This is a genomic window from Pseudoalteromonas sp. 5Ae-yellow (assembly GCF_014077565.1).
Taxonomy (GTDB): Bacteria; Pseudomonadota; Gammaproteobacteria; order Enterobacterales; family Alteromonadaceae; genus Pseudoalteromonas.
Window position 1 is genome coordinate 1 of the sequence record NZ_JACGWD010000078.1, and the last position, 20,255, is coordinate 20,255.

General features: G+C 34.5%; 13 protein-coding genes. All 13 read right to left on the minus strand.

Annotation, left to right across the window (positions count from 1 at the left end):
• Positions 1-28: 28 nt before the first annotated feature.
• A complete protein-coding gene (locus H4J63_RS16980) occupies positions 29-1,045 on the minus strand; it encodes a hypothetical protein (RefSeq protein ID WP_182197669.1) in 1,017 nt (338 codons plus the stop codon).
• A gap of 26 nt (positions 1,046-1,071) precedes the next feature.
• Entirely contained in the window at positions 1,072-2,400 is a 1,329-nt protein-coding gene (locus tag H4J63_RS16985) for an McrC family protein (protein WP_182197671.1), read from the minus strand.
• Positions 2,400-4,529 (minus strand): AAA family ATPase, encoded by a 2,130-nt coding sequence (locus H4J63_RS16990; RefSeq protein ID WP_182197672.1) that lies wholly within the window; start codon positions 4,527-4,529, stop codon positions 2,400-2,402. Before H4J63_RS16990 ends, H4J63_RS16985 begins: the two co-directional genes overlap by 1 nt.
• Before the next feature lie 121 nt (positions 4,530-4,650).
• Entirely contained in the window at positions 4,651-6,351 is a 1,701-nt protein-coding gene (locus H4J63_RS16995; RefSeq protein ID WP_182197674.1) for a LeoA/HP0731 family dynamin-like GTPase, read from the minus strand.
• Positions 6,351-8,546, minus strand: coding sequence for a hypothetical protein (locus tag H4J63_RS17000; protein ID WP_182197676.1), 2,196 nt, complete (start codon positions 8,544-8,546; stop codon positions 6,351-6,353). Before H4J63_RS17000 ends, H4J63_RS16995 begins: the two co-directional genes overlap by 1 nt.
• 239 nt (positions 8,547-8,785) lie before the next feature.
• Positions 8,786-10,738: a DUF7017 domain-containing protein gene (locus tag H4J63_RS17005; RefSeq protein WP_182197678.1), complete on the minus strand. Its 1,953-nt coding sequence runs from the start codon at positions 10,736-10,738 to the stop codon at positions 8,786-8,788.
• Position 10,739: 1 nt separating this feature from the next.
• On the minus strand, positions 10,740-12,878 hold the full coding sequence (locus H4J63_RS20560; protein ID WP_182197680.1) for an ATP-dependent RecD-like DNA helicase: 2,139 nt from the start codon (positions 12,876-12,878) through the stop codon (positions 10,740-10,742).
• Positions 12,856-13,521: a VpsP family polysaccharide biosynthesis protein gene (locus tag H4J63_RS17015; protein ID WP_182197681.1), complete on the minus strand. Its 666-nt coding sequence runs from the start codon at positions 13,519-13,521 to the stop codon at positions 12,856-12,858. Before H4J63_RS17015 ends, H4J63_RS20560 begins: the two co-directional genes overlap by 23 nt.
• A 22-nt stretch (positions 13,522-13,543) precedes the next feature.
• Positions 13,544-14,311 (minus strand): tyrosine-protein phosphatase, encoded by a 768-nt coding sequence (locus H4J63_RS17020; RefSeq protein ID WP_259365803.1) that lies wholly within the window; start codon positions 14,309-14,311, stop codon positions 13,544-13,546.
• Positions 14,277-16,451, minus strand: coding sequence for a polysaccharide biosynthesis tyrosine autokinase (locus tag H4J63_RS17025; RefSeq protein ID WP_182197683.1), 2,175 nt, complete (start codon positions 16,449-16,451; stop codon positions 14,277-14,279). The genes H4J63_RS17020 and H4J63_RS17025 overlap by 35 nt, the downstream gene beginning before the upstream one ends.
• Positions 16,451-16,966 (minus strand): polysaccharide biosynthesis/export family protein, encoded by a 516-nt coding sequence (locus H4J63_RS17030; RefSeq protein WP_182197685.1) that lies wholly within the window; start codon positions 16,964-16,966, stop codon positions 16,451-16,453. Before H4J63_RS17030 ends, H4J63_RS17025 begins: the two co-directional genes overlap by 1 nt.
• An 8-nt stretch (positions 16,967-16,974) precedes the next feature.
• Positions 16,975-18,162, minus strand: coding sequence for an outer membrane beta-barrel protein (locus H4J63_RS17035; protein WP_182197686.1), 1,188 nt, complete (start codon positions 18,160-18,162; stop codon positions 16,975-16,977).
• Positions 18,163-18,177: 15 nt separating this feature from the next.
• Positions 18,178-19,578: an undecaprenyl-phosphate glucose phosphotransferase gene (locus H4J63_RS17040; RefSeq protein WP_182197688.1), complete on the minus strand. Its 1,401-nt coding sequence runs from the start codon at positions 19,576-19,578 to the stop codon at positions 18,178-18,180.
• Positions 19,579-20,255 lie beyond the last annotated feature (677 nt).

Consider the following 20,255-nt stretch of genomic DNA (forward strand, 5'->3'; position numbering starts at 1 on the left):
GAGCTATAGATATAAATTTATTTATTTGTTATGTCCTTTCATAAATTTGTGTTCTGCTTAAAGTTTGAACGGCTTGATAAAGAGCCATATTAAACACACTTAACTCGCCAATTACCCCAGGACCGATATCTGCACTATAAATTGAGAGTGAATTTCTAAAATCAATTAAATTCACTTCAATCTTATTATCAACTACAACTTGAATATATTGGCTTTTATTCACTTCGTTTACACAACTAAGAAACTCACTAGAATCCACCTCAAATAGCACACCTAAATACCTACATAGTTCAAATGTGTGCCTGCCTTCAATAACTATATCGTTATTTAATACTGCATCTATAAAGTCTGGTGCTAACTTATTAAGTGGTTCAAGTGCATGCTGATGATTTTTAACTAAGCTAAAAAATACATCATGGAGACAGAGCAAATGCTGGTACACATAAGCCGACATTTTCACCTGACTTTGAAAAGGTCGCTTAAACATTGCTTGAATGTTTATTTCTTCTGTTAACTCAACGCCTGAATTTAGCTCTAATACTAATTCATGCTTAGCATTTTGCTGTCTAACTTTAACTGCTCTGACGTAAGGCCTAACAAAAGTAAAATTAAGTTCAATAAACTCCTCTGTAATGTCTATTTCTATAAACTTTTTATCATTACTAATAATTGACGCTATATCTAAGCTCTTAAAAAAATCAGCTTCAGATTTAACGTCTATAAGTTTACTTTCTAATTGATGTATTTTGCTTTGTTGATCTTCAAATCTAACTGTTAGTTGACTGATAACATCTTTTAAACCTAGCTCATCAATTAATGTTTTAGCATAAACTTTATCTTTATTATCAAGTAAATCTATTAACCAAGTTTCATTGCTTTGAAATAATGTATTGTTAGCAACGTTACCAAACTTATTTAATATGCTTAGGTTTCTAACTGTTGGGTTATTTTTGTAATTCCAATACAAAGTTCCCACATTGCTGCAACCAACATTATCTAAGTCATGTACTCTCAACTCTTTGATCATTTCTTCTATTGGTTGCATCGACTGCTCCACTCGCAACGTTAATATTAAATAAGACCGATATTTAAACAGCTCAAATCTATTCTTTTTTCACACTTAGCTTGTATATCAAAAGGCACAACCCAGAGCTTTAATGCACCACCTTCATAATTAAAGCTATGCGGGAATGCACTGCTAAACACGTCTGTTTTAGGGTAAATAAGGACTAAATTACCTTTACCATTTAAGTAAGTATGACCGTAACCAAGCATCTGATAAAAATCGGCCTGAGAAAGCCCAAACTTGTCTTTTCGTTTAGAGTTTTGCTCGTTTATTAACTTCCATTTTGTATCAAGCACAATGTCATGATTTTTATCAGTATCACCTTTGCGTGAAATATATAAATCCGGTTTTAGTAAAAAATAAGGTGTATTGCCATAATCAACTAAAGACTTAGTACTCACCTGAGCAGATACCTCACCTAAACCTGTAATATGCTTTTTTAAATACTGAGCAACAAAGCTTTCAAAAACCGCCTCCATAGGAAACAACAATGAAAATGCATTACTTTTTCCTTGCAACGTTAACGGAGAGAATCCATCAATAATTAGCTTTGTCCATGCTAGAGGGGCTTCGTAATACTTCATTCCTCTATCTAGCTTAATGCTGGCAAAGTCATTTTTTACATTATTACTTAGTGGTATGTCTGCAAAAGCAAATAACAGCTCTTGCAGTAGTTTTTGGTTATTAGCACTGCGGCTATAGCCTTTCACCTTTACAAGTGCAGTGTGTATTAATCGATTAACCGGCCTATCTTGTAAATACTCTTCGTACTCAACATAAAACTTATGTTTATTAATAAAGTTATGCTTAACCTGCTTACCTACCAAAAGCTTACCTTTTAAAAAGGCAACGTTATCTTCTTTTAGTAGGTAGTCACTTTTAAGCCCGCGCTTTATTAAAGTATTTACAGAGGCTAAAAACTGGCTAATAAAAACCTCTAGCAGAGGTATTTTATTTTCAGCTAAATTGGCGTTATTAGTTTGTAAGTGCCTAAACTGCTTGAGTGATTTTAGCATCATGAGTAATGACGCGCGCGAGGCACTGTCATCACTATTTTTAGCTACTTTAGGCAATACTTCTATTTGGGTTCCATCGGGAGTGAAAATCACACCAGCATAGTTTTTAACTTGCAATACTTCACAATTATCAACTTGCTTTAAGCGCATAAATCGACTTTCTGAGTCATCACATAAACATAATTTTTTTAAATAATTATATGCTTCTCCAGAAATAGGTTTTATCTGGGGCGATGCTTGTACTTTGTCACTTTTATCATCACCATTACCCAAATACCCAAACTCAAAAACAGTAGTTTGCTTTTTAACTTCCGACATTACTGATCACTCGAAGATGGAGCTTCACCTGCATCATCATTAGTGTTCGCAAGGCTTTTAAGCAATGTATCGTCATAAATAGCTTGATAAGCTTTCGGACTATTCCATACTGAATATTGAGCGTTAAAATCAGCTAAGGTGTATGTGGTTTTCGTGTCTTCGTAGGTTTCTAAACCATGATTTTCACCAAAAATTTCATTATATTTTTCGCTCTTCGATTCCACAAAAATATATTGTTTTAATTCACTTTTTTCTTTTCGGTTATCACCTAAAACTAAGCGAATTTTATTCCAGTCTTCAAAAAAGTACTCTTCAAGTAGCGGGATGATTTTATTTTTAAAGGTGTTTTTAAGTTCACTAAAGGCTTTTTCTTCAGCATTATCGTCACTATTTAAAGCATTTAAAACGGGGATTAAAAAAGCATGCCCTAATGTATGCTCTCTGTCGTATAGCACTTCGATCCGCTTATTCATTGTTTTAAGTAGCTGCTCTAGGTGAATCCCCTTAACCACTTTGTCTTTAAACAACTCAGGCTGTGGCATCATTTCTATAAAATCAAAACGACGTCGCAATGCAGTATCCATCATCGCTAACGACCTATCAGCCGTATTCATAGTACCAATAATATAAAGGTTATCAGGAACACTAAACCGTGATCCTGAATATGGTAATGTAGCAAACAACGCTTCTTTATTATTTCCTGAGCGTTTAGATGGTTCGATTAATGTAATTAACTCACCAAATATTTTTGAAATATTACCTCTGTTAATCTCATCAATAATAAGAACGTAATTGGAAGGGTTAGTTTGTATTTTAGTTGTAGAAACCTCAACATCATTTTCTAGTAAATGACTAATAGTATTAGAAACATTTAATCTACTTAATGGGTAAAATGTAGGTAAATTAAATTGTTTGTTATCGTTTAGCACTTTAAAATCAACAGAAAAGTCTTTAGCTAACCATTTAATAGGAAGCTGATGGCAAAAATCATCTCTTGTTGGTAATCCCTTAGGGTTATATAAATACTCTCCTGTAATTACACCAATTGCTTCAACAGACGAGTTGCTGTTGATGCATAAAACAAGGTCACCAGGTTTTGCCTCTTGTGAAAAATAACGTAATGAATTTTGATTGTTTTTACCTTGTGATTTATAGTAATCATTTCTATTACCGCCAGCTAAGTCTCCAGTGTGCTTCCAGCCAATCGCCCCTATATTATTTTTTAAGCAGTGTGATTTGGCTGGATTTTCGTGAGTCCCTTCAATTGACAACTTCCAAACTCGCCCATCACGGTTAATTTCACTGTCTTCACTTACAAAAGGCTCCGAAGCTTTATCACTTAGTGACTTGAATATGCCACTTTCTGTAACATAAGTTAAATCACCAGACTCAGTTTCCCTTGCTTTAACTCCCTCAACAAACTCTTCATACCCGTAGCTTTGGTGAAATGTTACAAATCGAACTCTACCTTCATCACATAGTTGTTTATATAGCTCAGTTAATTGTGATCTTTGAAGCTCTGTAGCACCTAAATTCTCATCAATTTTAATTTCTGCATATTTAGAAGGTTCTGCAGCTTTAACAGCAGCTTGAACGGTGTGATAGGTTTTACCTGTTCCTGGTGGACCATATAATATTTGATTTAGGGGGGATGCAGATATCTCAAATTCACTGCTATCATTTATAATGAACTGTTCAGTAGTATCTTGTTCTGTAGTTTCTTCATCTTGAGAGTAATCTATAGGGTTTCTTTGACCCCCATTCATTTCACTATTTAATTGCTCTTTTATATTGTCTAAAAATGGGGAAAGTTTTTCTATTGAAGTTAGCTCTATCCTTTTTTTTTCTTTAAAAAACTTACTATTAAGAGATACTCTTACAGCATCGGAAAAAAAACTTACCGTAATACGAGGTATACCTTGTTTTAAACTTAAATCTTTTACACCAAACCTAAAATAACGTTTTTTTTCTTTGGTATTATGCGTTGTATAGCAATCACACTGTGGGAAATACTGACGAATTAAACTATAAACCTCAGTAAACAGTCTTTGTTGCTTACTGCTTCGAGATTCTAAAAACACCGTATTTCTTTCATCCATATAAGTAATTAAAAACTCTTCAAATTCCATTTTTTATCCTTTTATTTTGCGTGAGTTGTACAAAAAAACACCTTTGTAAATAAATAGCGATGCATGTAATACATCGCTATTTTTATAATTTACATTCTACAAGGTGCTCTCAGACGATTAATTATAACGTTTCAAATTCTTGCTTAATTTTTTCACCAGTCATGCGCCATTTATGGAAGTTATCACGCTGCTCGGTACGCCCAGCTAAGTTATTTTCAAGCTCAGCTACGCCTTTTTCAAGTTCAATAAATGACTGGAAAAACTTTGAAACAAACTCATCACCATTTACTAGCTCTAAAAGCTCTGTACGCTGATTATTAAAGTTATTAACCATCTCTTTTACTGCAGCTTGGAATTTTTCTTCTTTTTGTACTTGTTTGTAACTATCCCATGCTTCAAAAGCAATACCCACTGCAGCAAACACACCATTCATAGCATTAGCAGCTTTAACTGCGCCCCAAGGCTTAAATTTAAGTAGATTAGATAAATCCATACCGACCAAACCAGCAATACTTTTTATTCCATCTCTAGCTGCAATAACAGACGTATTGTTAATAACATTACTTTTTACAAGTAAATCCACACCTTGCTTACCGTACCCAAGCACAGCATCATTAAAATGGTTTACCTCTTGTGTAAAGCTTGACGCCATACTTTTTACTTCCAAATTGGCAGAGCGTAAATAGCGGTCAAACTCACTTTGTAATCTTGATGAAATAACAACTCCACCATCACCTACTTCTCGTTGAAAAAACTGATTAAATGTCTCTAAGTCAGTACCTTGAACTTGCAAAATCAAGTCTGAGAAGTAGCTAGTGACAAAATCACGTAACCCTACACGAGAATCCGAAATTAAACTTTGAGTTTTAGTTAGTTTTGTTTTCATTGTATCTACAACATCAAGCATTTTATCAACCTCTTGGCCTAGCTTTTTGTCGTTCTCAATAGCAAGCGGTAACTCTTCGTTTAGCACATCTCTCACAATGCTATTTTTAGCTTCAACAACAATACTTTCAACACCACCATTACTGGCTACTTTTTCATTTGTAGCGGCTTGCAGCGACTCAATGTGAGATAGCTGTTTAAACTTTTCAAGATTATCAAGCCAATACTCGGTCCCCATATCAAAAGGATTAGCAGCAACAGCAACAACAGATAAACTATAAGCTTCATCTTGCTCAAGGTTTATTAAATCTTTTAAACGGTTAACCACATTTTCTTTTTTTACATTTAAGTTTTCATTGTATTCATTTATATCTTCAACATCGGCCACTTCATCAAAGCGGCTAAGTACAAATACTGTTCTCGGTAATATATTAAGCGTTCTAAATAACCAATGTAAATCTTCTTGATGGCTGTCTTTAATAGGGTTAGTCGAATTCATCACATATAAAACTAAATGCGCTTCACTCACGTATTTTTTGGTAATGTCTTTGTATTTTTCTATTGCAGAACTGTCTGCATTTATTTTTTCTTTAAAACCAAAAAGCCCAGGAGTATCAATTAGCTGAAGCCCATTACTAACATTGTAAACCGATACGGCATCAGACGATTCTTGTTGGCTAATATTCATTGTTGACTGATCTAAGCGCTCCATCCATGCTGCAGCAATTGATGTTTTACCTTCTGAAAAACCACCTATTAAAGCTATTTTTAAATTATCATCAGAGAGCGACTTAATAGCCGTATCTAATTTATTAACTAAAGATGAATCAATATTTATACCCAATCCTTCACCCTGCAATAAAAAAGCATGCAACTGGTTTAATATACTAAGTGTGCTCTCTTTTTGAGTATTAAACGTTTTTAATGTTGCTTCCATTATAGTTCCTTGTCTAACTGTCTTGATGTTTTATGAAGTTTTTCAATTGAAATTGAAAGTATCTTATTAATTAATGCAGTGTGTTCGATTGGAGTTTTTAAAGATAACTTTATGGTATCAATATTTTCTTCAAGCTCTTTAAACGCTTCGTCTATATTTGTTTTTGCCGTGTTTTCAAGCTCACGGGCAATTTTGTATATATTGTCATCCGTTGCTTTTTTCTGCTGAGACATTTTATAGCTAGAACTAAAAAAGCTGCCTATTGATTTCGCAAATGAAATTACTACTCCTACAGCTCCTATAGCAAGCGCAGCTATGCCAACACCAGATAAGGCTAGTGCAACCGCACCAACAACTGACCCAATTATTCCAGCTACGTTAAACCCTTTATCAATATCTACAGATATACTAAAATCGCTTGCAATTGTATTGGTTTCAAAAGACGAATAAGCATCTAATAACTCACCTGCATGCTTTTGAAAACGCTCTACAATGCCATTAACCTCTTTATCAAACTCATTAAGTTGAATATTAATTGCCTCTGGCAAGCTTTCATCAAACTGACTTTGTGCTCGACTAATTTCTCTTTTAAGTTCATATTTAAAGTCATCGTTGCTTATATCATCTTCAATTTCAGAATAAACCGATTTACGCACTGATGATTTAAAGGTGTTGATACTGGTACCAACTGAAGTGAGTAACCTACTTTTTAAGCTACTTAAAGCAATATCTAATTGTTCTGAAGCAGAACCTATTTCTTCTTTTAATTTGGTGTGTAATGGTTCAAATTTTTCATCACGTAAGGCCGTTATACTGCTATTTGCACTCTTTAAAACTTGGTTTGCTTTGTTAAAGTTGGCTTTGATAATTTTAACTTTATAGTCTTTTATTAAATCGCTAACTAAAAACTGCTTTAAGTCAGTAAATCCGCAGTAATCCAATAAATGCTGTTCGGTATTATCCTTCATAAACTTTTCTTTACGTTTATGATCCGCCGAGCCAGCGACTAAGCAGTTTGCAGCAGCAAGGTAACCCACTAAACCACATACGCTTTTAGTACCTTGATAGTTTTCGCCCAATTGCTCCGTCATTTTAGTGTCAAGCTCAGCTAAACTAGCTAACTCGCTTTCGCTAACAAGTTGACTTTTCTGCAGCTGCAAAGGGTTAGTAATACGCTTATTGTAAATACTATAAACTTCGGTTTGGTCGCCCAAGTGCTCTTTTATTTTCTCTAAGGTACCTTTGTTTTTATCATCACCTGTTTGTGGTGCAGCCGCTTTAGACGTTACATAAAACACAGCATGCGCTTTGTGTACTGCGCTCCAAATACTTTCCCCAACTTTTTCTTCTTTACCTTCAATACCTGGAACATCTAAAACCGTAAACGTACTTTCATCACCTTGCATTGAGTAGGATTGGCTATCTAAAGTGTAATCTGAGCGGCCATCGCCAATAATGGCACCGTCAGCATAAGGCACTAATTTTTCTAGCTCGCCCTGCATATGCTCTAATTTCAAACACGCAGCGTTGTAGCGTTCATCATTTTCAGACACTTCGTTTTCTGCTTGGGCAACGTTCTCATCAAGTATTAACTTTGTAGTTTCAAACTGCTCTTGTTTAGTAACTATTTGTGCCTCTTCAGGTAGTTTGCTGAAAAAGTGCCAAATTTTTTGGAAAATATTAAACGCTGCAAGCTTAGACTCGATTGTTTTATTAAGCGTAGCTAGTTCGTTTTTAAGGCTGCTAAGCTGTTCATTACTTTTGTCTTTAACGCTGTTCAGGCTTTGCTCAAGTACAACTTTATTATCTTTAAGCGCAGCGATTTCTTGGTTAATTTTTTCAAACGACGCGCTGTCGATATTTAATGTGGTAGCAAGTTCTTTAAACTTATTTTGTGAGGAAACTTTTTGAGGTTCAGCTAACAAAATGCGCAGCGTTTCAATAATAGTCGATTTACCAGCATTTGTTTCTCCATAAAATGCAACTGTAAACGTATCCCACTCGGAGTTAGCTTTTAGCTTATCTAACTCGCCCGCTATATTAGCATCCAACTCATTAAGTAAATTGCGGCTAAATGTGGCTATTTCCTTATCTGTAGTTTCAACTTCTGATGCTTCAATGGTGTTAATCAAATCCTTAATTACACTTTGCAGCTCTACGTATATTAAATCCGGTTTTATATCTTTAAAAATCACAAAAACTCCCTATTTTATTTTTATATCTACGTATTTAGCATTAACCTCACTAAAGCATATTAATCCATTTAATACAAAATAATGTATTTTAAAACTTTAATTTATAACGTTACTTAATTTTAATTCAGCAAATATTTTCAGAATGCTCCATAGCTGCTTCCTTGCAAAGCGGGCGTTTAGTCCAAGTTGCATAAAAAGTACTAAAGTGCAGTACTGGGTGAGACAGCTCTCATAGTTTATTAGTCAACACCATCTATTGTTAGCGCCTTCCAACCCCATGTTGATCGCGTTTTATTAAAGTTTAAAATAGCTTTACCTCTAACAGTTCGCCCATCTTGAATATTAAATTTATCAACAAGGTTTCGGTCAATAAATATATCTGTATCAGTAAAGCCAAGCTCATTTGAAATTCGCACAGCCTCACTAAATGGTTTAAAAATTTTTAAGCTAGGAGCTTCACTAGTACTGGAAATTTCTACAGAGTAATATTTAATGCCATACTTAGTTTTACTTTTAGATAACTTGACCGAAATTGAATCCCCCACCTCATACTTTTGTGACAACCTAGAAAAAGGAATAACAGTGTCTACATCCCTATCAAATATCACGTGTATTAATTTTTTATCTTCATTAACATTATCAACAACACCAACAACTAAAGAAAAAACATCCCAATGGGAACCACCTCTTTCTTCAAATTGAAATGCAGTAAAGTGATTCGTTGTTGGATCTAACTCGCCTTTAAACTGTAAAGGCGTACCTTCACTAAATTTATTAAAAGGAAATCTGCGCTCTGGTAGAGTTATCTCTGTTGGAAATTGGTTGGCGGAATTATAAAGGTATATTTTTCTTCTTTTTTTATTAGGTTTATCAGGTAACGAAAATGCCCCACCGAGGTTTGCTTTTATCCACGGCAAGTTTTGGAAAAGTACTTCTTCAGCTTGGCTCGCAAACTTTTTATATAAGTCATCATTATTTTTGGTGGCTACAACGTCATCAAACCAGGGTTGATTCAAAAACTCATTAACTTTTTCAGGTATGGCCCATCCCTCTTTATTTCTGCTTTCAACAACTGAGTTCACTTCATATTTAGCAGCAGAAAAATCTCCCTTTTCGGTTAATAAACGCGCCAGCTTCAACCTTAAATTAGCAATAAATTTTTCTTCAGGATTGGATGATAAAGCACGGCAATAACAATTAAACGCCTTATTAATATCTAAGTTTATTTGTATATCACCTAATAACTCCCACACCCAATAGTCGCCAATCTTTTGTTTGGCCACATTCACAGCAAGCTCAAAGCTACTTTGATAATCACCTAATAGATTTAATGCTCTAGCTTTATTTAATTCTAACCAGATTTTCTCTTCTGATGTCTCTAAAACTCTATCAATCAGAGGCAACATCTTAGATAACAAATCAAGTTCACTCTGTTCAATAGCTTGTTTACTCGCATGTTGTATAACTTTAGCCGCTAAACTCGGATATACCTTACCTGTGTTTATATCGTAATATTCCTCAAAGTCCTCATCACGAAGGTTCTCTATACCCCATACTTTAATAAAGCCCACTAAACTAAAGTTATTTTCCTTGGTTAATTTATCAGCAACGCCTAGTACTAAAGAGTGTAACAACGAAGGTTTTTCACAATTAAGTTTTAAATAATCATTAAGTAATTTTTTAACAGCAAATACATTAAGGTTTTCAGAGTTAAATTGAAGCTTAGCTAATCTATAAAGCTCCCAACCAATGTTCATCATTATTTTTTGGTTATCAGGCTGCTCATGAAGAACTTGCCTGTAGATGTTTATAGCTAGCTGATGTTGACCGTCTTTACTGGCTTTTTTGGCTTTTTGTAATTCTTTATTAGCTGGGTTTGATAAGTTATTAACAAAAGCAATTTGGTCATTTATCATTTTATCGCTTGGGTCAAACGAAAGATTATTTAGCTGAGTAAGATAAACATTTACCGCTTCAAAATTGTTGGCTTGTGATTCTCTTTTTACTAAATCAATCAAACACCACCCTAAAGCTTTAACGTTCCATTCATCGTTTGGTAAAGATTGAACCAATTTAAATCCTATTTGATACGCCTCATCTAAATCGCCAGCTTTTCGTTTGGCAAATACATCTTTACTTGTGAATGATGCCGAGTTGTTTAAGGTGTTACTCCCATGATTAATGCTGGCCATCTTAATTCAACGCCTCTTCAATCAGGTTTTCAACTGTGTCTAAAAACTCTAGTGAGCTAGAAAGATTTTTCTGGTCCATAAATTTAGTAAATTGGCTTTTGCCATTGTAATAAATATCAACTACAGCAATCTCATTGAATTTTTGAAAACAATAACGCTGAGCAAAGCTTCTGGCTCTCACTTCAGGAATAGAAATATCATTAAGCGTAAATACTTCTGATAATTTTTCATGAAATTCCTTCAAAAACTCTTCAGGAAACTCTAACTGCGAAGGCTTGGTATCCGTATACCCACTTATCAATATCCCCTCTAAATGGTTAAGGCGTGCTTTTATTAACTCATCCAACGGGCTATCTTGATTAAATGCAATTGAGCTAATCTTTTGTCTTGAATTATAAACAATACGTGCAGTAGCATACTCTTCAGCAAGCTGAAATAAATACACTTCCTGATACTGGTTATGAGTTATATTTTGTATCTCTACATTTGTGCCAATCAAAGCACTTTTAACCTCTGCAAATAACCGCGCTAAAAACACATTACCTTCAGGTATAATAACGTTTGGTTCCAACTTTTCATCATTAATAACTAAGCTATTACCTTCAGCAGCATTACTTTTGCTAATTGATTCAGCTGTCTCTACTTTTACTTCAGTTGATTTTTGTGTTGGATTATAAGAGTTACCTCCTACTTTTGTAACACCACCCCAAGGCGTAACGTTAGGCGGGTCAATAACATAAAGCTGAGACGAGGTACGAGTTATTGCAGTGTAAAGCCAGCGAAAGTAGTCTGGGGTCAGTGTTTTAAGGTGAGAACTGCATTTCACAAATACATTTTGCCATTCACTACCTTGTGCTTTATGACACGTAATTGCGTAACCAAATTTAACTTTAAATGCGTTAAAGTAAGGGTCAGATAACAAAGCCATACGAAACTCATTGCGCTTAGCTTTTGTGCGTAAATCAGCATGGCGATTGCAAAAATCAACATATAACGCTTTGTACTCGTCCGAACTCAAGGCTGGCTCATCGCTATAAAGTAAGTTTTCTATAATTTTAGATCTAAAAAAGCTGGCGTTCCCATATTCATCCCTAAAACCAAGTTCAACATCCCTAAATTGCAGTTCGACACTAATGGTAATGGTTTCGCCGTCTTCTCCTTTTTTACGCAATACAACGTTTCGTATTTCAGGCGCAGACAAAACTTGCCTTACCATGCCAAATTCACCATTGGCAATGACCTTCTGATTTATATAATGATTGGCAACCGAAATAATTTTATCGCCTGAAACCACTTGCAGCTGAGATGGGAAAAAGTGTTCTCTCACCACCCTATTATATTGGCTTACTTGAGCATTAGAAGACGCAATTAAAATAGCGTTTTTAGTATTTGATATCTTATTGTTACAAACTTTCAAAAAGGTATTGAGCAAAACATCCGATGTTAGCGCCTGTACATCTAGGCTATTAACTTGAAACTCAAGTTTATTAAATAAGTTTGCGTGCATAGCTTCACGTAAAATTCGCGCATTATTCATTACGCCGCTTTCAGCTTTTTGCCTAACCACCTCAGACAATTCACACTCTTTTGATGCTAACTGGTATTTATCAAATAAATACCGCTTACTTAATGCAGGTGAAAAGCCCATACCTACTGGCGGCAACTGTGCATTATCACCAATAAATATGACTTTTTTCTGATGATCGTTATGATCAAGGTTAATGTAGTTAAGTAAATCTTTTAATAAATAACCTGAGCCAAAACGAAAGAACTCTGAATCAGAATAGGTATCAGACAACATCGATGATTCATCAATAATGTATACAGCCTCAGATGTACTCTGATTAACTTTTATTTCGGCATAGCACCGAAACGTTTCAGACTCTTCTATCCCCTCTAATTTATATTCTTTAACGTTTTCATAGTTATAAATAACACGGTGAATAGTGGACGCAGCTTGGCCTGTTTTATCACTAATTACCTTTGCTGCTTTGCCAGTAGGAGCCATCAATTCAAATTGTCGACCAATCGCATTCAGGTATTGCGTTAGTCCTTCAGTAATGAAGGTTTTACCTGTACCTGCATAACCTTTTAACAAAAAAACTGACTCATTACTTTTATTCGCTACAATATTGTTCACTCACTCTTTGAATACTTTTATCGTTAGCTTGAGATGATGAACTAATTAGGCCACAAATCATTTTGTCTTTGTTGTAATCCTTAGCAAGTTCTAATTGCTGTCTTAATCGATATTCTTTTAAATAACTGTCATTAATAATTTGAAGATAATTACGCATATCCTCGTTACTTAAGTAATCCCAATTATCTAAATAAATTTGGCTTACAGTATACATAACATGCTCTGTAAAATGTCCTGTAGCACGTGCTTTAGCTATGTATTCACGAGTTTCATCAGTTAAGCCATATAAATAAGCATTAAGAGCAGCTAAATCAGTCCATGTTTCAGACCAATTAGGCCTTGAAATCGTCGCCTCTAAGTAAATACTTTTTACATCTTGATAGTTTGAAACTGTTTCTACCCCAGCAATTACTCCCCAATGCATTATCCGTCCGTAGGTATGAACATAATGATTATGATCAGGGTGATAATAAAGTGCTTTTTTTATTAGACTATTCGCTTTTTTATAGCTAGTTTGCGTAAGTGAATTACGTCCATAATTCCACTCATCAATAAATGAATTGGCTTGAAAATAGTAAACATTAGCAACCCCCCACCGAAAAGCTATAACAATTAGGTATAAACATAGGAGTCCAATACTCATTTTTAAAACTGAAAAAACAATATTAGTTTTCATTAAATAGAGTCTGTGTTATTGCTTGTGGGTTATGTTTGAAGAGCTTTATTGCCTTATTTTCTCCAAACTCATGAGCAACAAAATTATATGCCTCAGATAAAATTGGCGGTCTTCTTTTTATATTATGTGCATCGCTTGCAACGACTGTTACTTTATTTTGTTTTAATAGTTCAAATGAAAAAGCCTTAACTTCAGGGCCAAAATTACCCATTATACTTCCTGCAGTAACCTGCGTTAAACATCCTAAACGTAGAAAAGGAGCCAGCAGTGAGGGAGATCTTAACAGATCTCTATTTCTCTCAGGATGGGCTATTATAGGTCTATATCCGTTATTAAATAGCCACTTAATAAAATTATCAGATCCCGGAGGAATATGGCTATGCGGAAATTCTAATAATACCGTTTTTAACCCTTTTAAAACACCAAGCGCAGGTATGAGACCGGCTTTGAGCTTAATCATGAGCTCCACATCAATTCTGAGCTCGCAAGCAGCCGCAACTTGAATCGTTAGATTATTCTCATTTATAATTTTTTTTAAAAGAGCAAGTCCATCCATAATGCACGCTTGGTCATTATCAAAACGCCCTATATTTATATGTGGTGTGGCTACTATATGCGTAGTACCGTCATCTTGAGCCATACGCAAAAGAGACAAGGTCTCTGCCTCATCTCTTGCCCCATCATCAATGCCAGGAATAATATGGCTATGAATATCTATCATGTTAAGTGTTTTTCTTTCCATAAGAATAATAGTCATAGTAACCATTGTAGCCTTGTGTTTTAGCTACCTTATCAGTATCAACATGGTTTAATACAACTCCTGCTAACTTAGCTTTATCTTGTAGTAATCTACCAATTCCATTTTTTATTATTGATAAATGTGTATCGTCACTTTTAACAACATAAATTACACTATCTACACTTTTAGAAATCATTAAAGAGTCACTTACAGCTTGAATAGGTGCTGTATCTATTATGATCCGGTCAAATTTCTCTTTTAATTGTTCTATTACTTTACTAAATTTGTTACTAGATAAAAGCTCTAAGGGATTAGGTGGTAATTGGCCACATGGCATTACTGTTATCCCGCTTTGCTCATCTTGATATAAACAATTTTCAAGTGTGTCTGTTCCGGCTATAAAGTTTGAAAGGCCTGGATGATAAGTTGGCATATCAAAGCGCTTACATATACTAGGTTTACGCATATCGGCATCAATTAGTAATACTTTCTCAATTTGACCAAGCGAAAAAGCTAAATTGATAGAAGTGGTTGTTTTACCTTCACCCGGTATTGAAGACGTAACTTCTATAACTTTATTATTTTCAGCATCCATTTGCGATAAGACAACCCCAGTCCTTAATGTTCTAACCGCTTCAGAAAACTGCTGCTGTTCTTTATCAAAAAAAGTACGAATATCGAGAGCTGTATTTTTTGAAAGCGGGATCATACCTAACATACGCATAGATAACTTACTTTCAATATCACTAGGGCTTTTTATTGTGTCATCAAGCATTTCAAATAAAATAACTAGACCAACAAAAAACATAAGACTTAAGAAAAACGCTCCAGCTACTATCATTTTCTTATTGGGCTTAACAGGATAAAGGCTAGCAGCTGCTACGCCAGTAAAATGAGCTGGACTAGCTTTATAATCGCTAGTAGCTTCGGTTTCTCGAGAGCGTTCTAAAAATGTGTTATACAAATTACGATTCGTATCAAGTTCAATTTTAAGAGCCGTATATTTGGTATCTAAACCAGTAATATCACTATATTTACTACGGATATCAGAAAGCTCTTTTCTGTATCTTTTTACACGTTGGGCAGCCGTATAGGACTCTTTCTCAATCCCTGATATTAATGATTGAATTTGTGCATTTACCTGCTCAACTCTCATATCTAGCTCTTCAGATGCTGCTATTAATTTAGGGTGTTTTGGACCATATATTTTAGATAATTCAGCAAATTTTAGTTCAGCCGTCTCTAAAAGCACCCGCCCTTCTGAAATAGAGCTATGACTAATAATTTCAGGGAGTGATTTAAGGTTTTCAAAATCAGATTTACCAAACCTATTTATTAATTCAAGAATACTATCAACTTTACTTTTATCACTTTCAGCAATCGCCAGTGTAGCTTGAGTTTTTTCAAGCTCACTATCAATTCTCAAAACAGCACTATCAATATCTACAATATTATTTTTTTGACGAAAACTTTCAAATGCCGTTTCTGAACGCTCTAACTGTTTTGTAAGTCCAGCCATTTTTTCACTCATCCAAGCACTTGCTCTTCGAGTTACACCTAATTTAGCTTCTAAATGAGTCTCTATATAGACTTCACCAATAGCATTCGCAATTTTTGCAGCAAGCTTTCTATCAGAGGCCTGATAAGTAATATGCACTAATTGGGTACCTTGAATTGGCTTTACAGATAACCTCTGCCTAAAATCATTAATCAAATGTGCCATTTTATATTCTAAATCCAGCTCATCGTCTGTACCACCCTCACCAAAAAAAGATGAAAAAAGAGCTTTCAAACCAAATAGGTTATTTTCTTCATCGTTAAATTCAGGGTGTTTTATTAAGTTCAGCTTTTCTATAACGGCTTCAGCAATATATTTCGATTGTAGTATTTCAAATTGCGTGCTGTAAAATTCTCGTTTAGCGGTGTTAAAACCATACATTTCATCTATCGAAACAACATTTTTTTGTTCTGGCTCTATTAACAATGTTGCTGTTGATTCGTAAGTTGGTTTAATTTGCATTACAACAAAAGCAGCTATCACTGATATTAATGAAGAAATAAATATTAACCGCCACTTATACTCCATACATGCATGAAGGTAACGTTTTAAATCAAGTGTATTGTTTGTTTCTAAGAATGTGTTACTACTTGTATTCATTAAAAAAACCTCTGTTCAACAGTTACTGTATCACCAGCTTGTACTATTGAATCTAATGTTGCATTAATTTGTTTTGACTTGTTTTTTTCTTTAAAAATAAATATTTTTTCTTTTGAAGCCCTTTCAGTAAACCCGCCAGCTATAGCAACCGCTTGATTTACTGTCATACCGGGTTGATAAGAATAGCTACCTGGCAGACGAACCTCACCATGAATAAAGAATGGACGATATTGAACAACAGTCACATACACTGTTGGCTTTATTAAGTAATCGCCTTTAAGCCCTTTATATATTTTTTGTTGTAGGGCTTTTTCTGTTAATCCACTTATTTTTATTTCACCCAAAAAAGGATAGTTTAGTTTACCTGAACGCCCTATTTTAGTTTCTAATGATAGTGCTTCTTCTCCATAAACCTTGATTTGAATAGTATCGCCTGTATCTAATAAGTAATTTATTTCATTAGCTAAAATGGTATTAGTGAAAAAAAATACTATTAAAAAACAAAAATGTTTCATGTTTTTCCTTACATTGAGACTTTAAAATTAATACCAACAATCGACTTATCAAACTTAAATAGCGCTAGATTTGAGTCTTTATCCTGATAAGTATAATACATGCTGGTTTCTAACCAGCGTGCGGTATTGTGAATAACTGACAATACAAGTTCTTGAGAGTCGTCTTCACGTTCGACACCTGAAAAATCGTCGTTTGTGTAGCTATATACAGCACTAGTACTCACTAAAGAACTCCAAGTGTGCTCCCACCCCAAAGAAACACCTTTCTGATCTATATAATCACCAAATGTATCAGGGTCAACAGCACCAGCTTGAGATGTAAACCTAAAAGTTGAATAGCTTAAAGGAGCCCACTGTGCTTCAACTAACCAGCTTACCCCATTAAAATCACCTCGCTCAAACGCTTTAAATGACTTATTTTGATAACCTATTTTTGCAACACCCGTCGTTAATGCCGTTGCTTCCCAGCGTACACCGACCAACAGCTCTTTAACATTTGAGTCTCTAGTTACTCCAGACTCGTCAATTAAGTCATACCTAATGCCGGTATATGAAGCATCTAGCGTTAAATCAGTTAAAGCACTTAATGCATATAGAAATTGCCCCCCGAGGAGTCTTTCATCGAAGTCTCTATACTGTGTTAGGTTACGATTATTGGTAAATCGAATATCTTGATAATTTGCTAGCAAAGCAAAGCGTGAAGAAGTAATCCCTCCAAATTCATAGCGTAAGTCTGTATTTTGCTCTCTGAACTCACTAGGATCATCAAGTAAATTTAATAGCCCTTCAGATACACCCGTACCACGTTGTTCAGTTTTAAAATCATATTCGTATTTAAAATCAAAACGATCACGAGATGAAGGCTCTAAATGAGTCGCAGCCTCAAAACCACCATCTAAATAATTATCGTCCGAACTAGAAAAGTAAGTACCACTTTCAACATATGTACCCATTGAAAAAGTATTGAGAGCATCAATCATTTGGAAATTTACAGAAGGCTTAACGACTAGCTTAGTACTCGATTTTTCATTGCTAGAGCTATTAAATATATTATTATCGTATTCATACTTACTTTCTAATAGAGGTGTTATATCAACACCTGATTCCGTTTTGATTGAAGCAGGTTCTAAAGCAGAAACATTGCACGAAAAAAAGACAGCTAATAAAGTGATAGAAGTACTATTTTTAAATTTCATTTTAATCCCTTAACCCTAATAAGCGTTTTTGCTTACAAAGCCCTTAAAAATAGTCATATAAACTATTTTAAGGTCAAATATAAGTGACCAGTTTTTAATATATTGCAAGTCATACTCAACTCGCTTTTCCATTTTTTCTAACGTATCTGTTTCTCCGCGCCAGCCATTTATCTGAGCCCAACCTGTAATTCCAGGTTTGACTTTATGACGAAGCATATAAAATTCCACTTTTTTTCTATACTCTTCATTATGTGCAACAGCATGTGGTCTTGGGCCTACAATTGACATTTCGCCGAATAAAACATTAAAGAACTGAGGTAGTTCGTCCAAACTTGTGCGTCTCAAAAAACCACCAAATGCAGTAACCCTTGGATCAAATTTAGTAGCTTGAGTAACAACTGAATTATCCTCCATCACACGCATAGAGCGAAATTTCCATACTTTTATTTTTTGGCCCGCCAAGCCATATCTATGCTGTTTAAAAAGAACAGGGCCTTCAGAGGTAAACTTAATAGCGAGCGAAATAAGAAGTAACAATGGTGATATTAACAAAAGGATAATAGAAGCAAGAATAATGTCTTCTGTTCGTTTAACCCATTGTCGTGCACCCAAGTAAGGAGACTCAAATACACTCAAGGTATCAATATTTCCGATATGCTCAATTCGAGCATGAACTAAATTAGATAGTAAAAAATCTGGAATAAAATGCACATCTACAGTCGTATCACCTAGTTTAAGTAAAATATCCGCAATTCGTTTTTCTGCTTTTAAAGGTAAAGCAATAAACAAAACATCAATTTGACCATTCCTAGCATGCTGTACTGCACTATCAATCATGCCTTCAATATTAAAATCCATATCTTTAAATAGTCTTTCAGGCTTCCTATCTTCGAAAAAGCCAACAAACTCGTAACCTAGCTCATCATTTTCAGCTATTTGTTGATGAAGGTTTGCCCCAGCTTCTGTAGCTCCTACTATCGCAACCTTACTAACATTTAAACCTAATTTACGGCGGTTAACTTTATAAAGCCTAACCAACTCTCGAGATACAAATAGCCAAACAAATGATAGTGCAAACCATAATGAAAGAGTTACTCTAGAAAGTTCTTCTGTAAATTTTAAAGCAAAAGCCACAATAAATAATAGGACAAAGGCACTTGCTAAACTAAGCCAAGCAGTCACTACCATACTACTCAATTTACCTGCTCTCCAAGACCGATAGAGTCCAAGAGTTTCTGCGGTATATAAATAACTAAGGGTTACAACAAGCAATACTGTAATATAATTGTTTGCTATGCTAGTTCCATAAATAAAGCCAGCTAAATATAAACTGCTTATAAGTGTGAAAATATCTGAAAAGCGGTATAAATCAGCAGTAGAGTTTCCACCGATTTTAAACGTCCTAGATGTAGTCATAAAGCCTCCTTGCCAAATTAAATATGCAGTTAGAATAACCTTATATAATAGATAATAGAAGACTAAAAAAAGACAATAAAAGCTCCATTTAAACTCATCCTCATGAAACAAAAAGCACACCATTAAAAATCTAGACAAATACCATTAGAAACTCATAAAAAACTCAACCAATACGCTGAGGAAATTAGAGGAAAAGCCTAAAAGAAATAAACATTTACATACAAAGAAAAGATAAACTAAACAAAATTAAACGAGTTTAATTTTGTTTAGTTTATCTTTTTCTCCTTGTTATTTTTATATTGAAAATGGATCTACTCACGGCATTAAACTTTCATAACTATAGACATAATCATAATTTAAATAATCCCTTCTCATTAAAAACACACGCAACAAAATCTTTAAAGAAAACAGAAAATCTACTAATCTATGATTGTAGTTAATCTGCAAAAAAAAAAATGAAATACAGTAGTGCTGTGATTCTTAAATAGAACATAAAAATAGAACGAGTTCACGAGCTTTATCTTGACTTAAAAGCATGAATTTATACTTTTTGAGGGCGTTCAGAATTCTGTGTCAGCCTAAGTTGCTAAATATCTAGCACACCATCTAACCTACCTTCGAAGTGGATGGCCAATTGCGACAATGTCAGATTCCAATTATGGATTGGCATTGTCCAT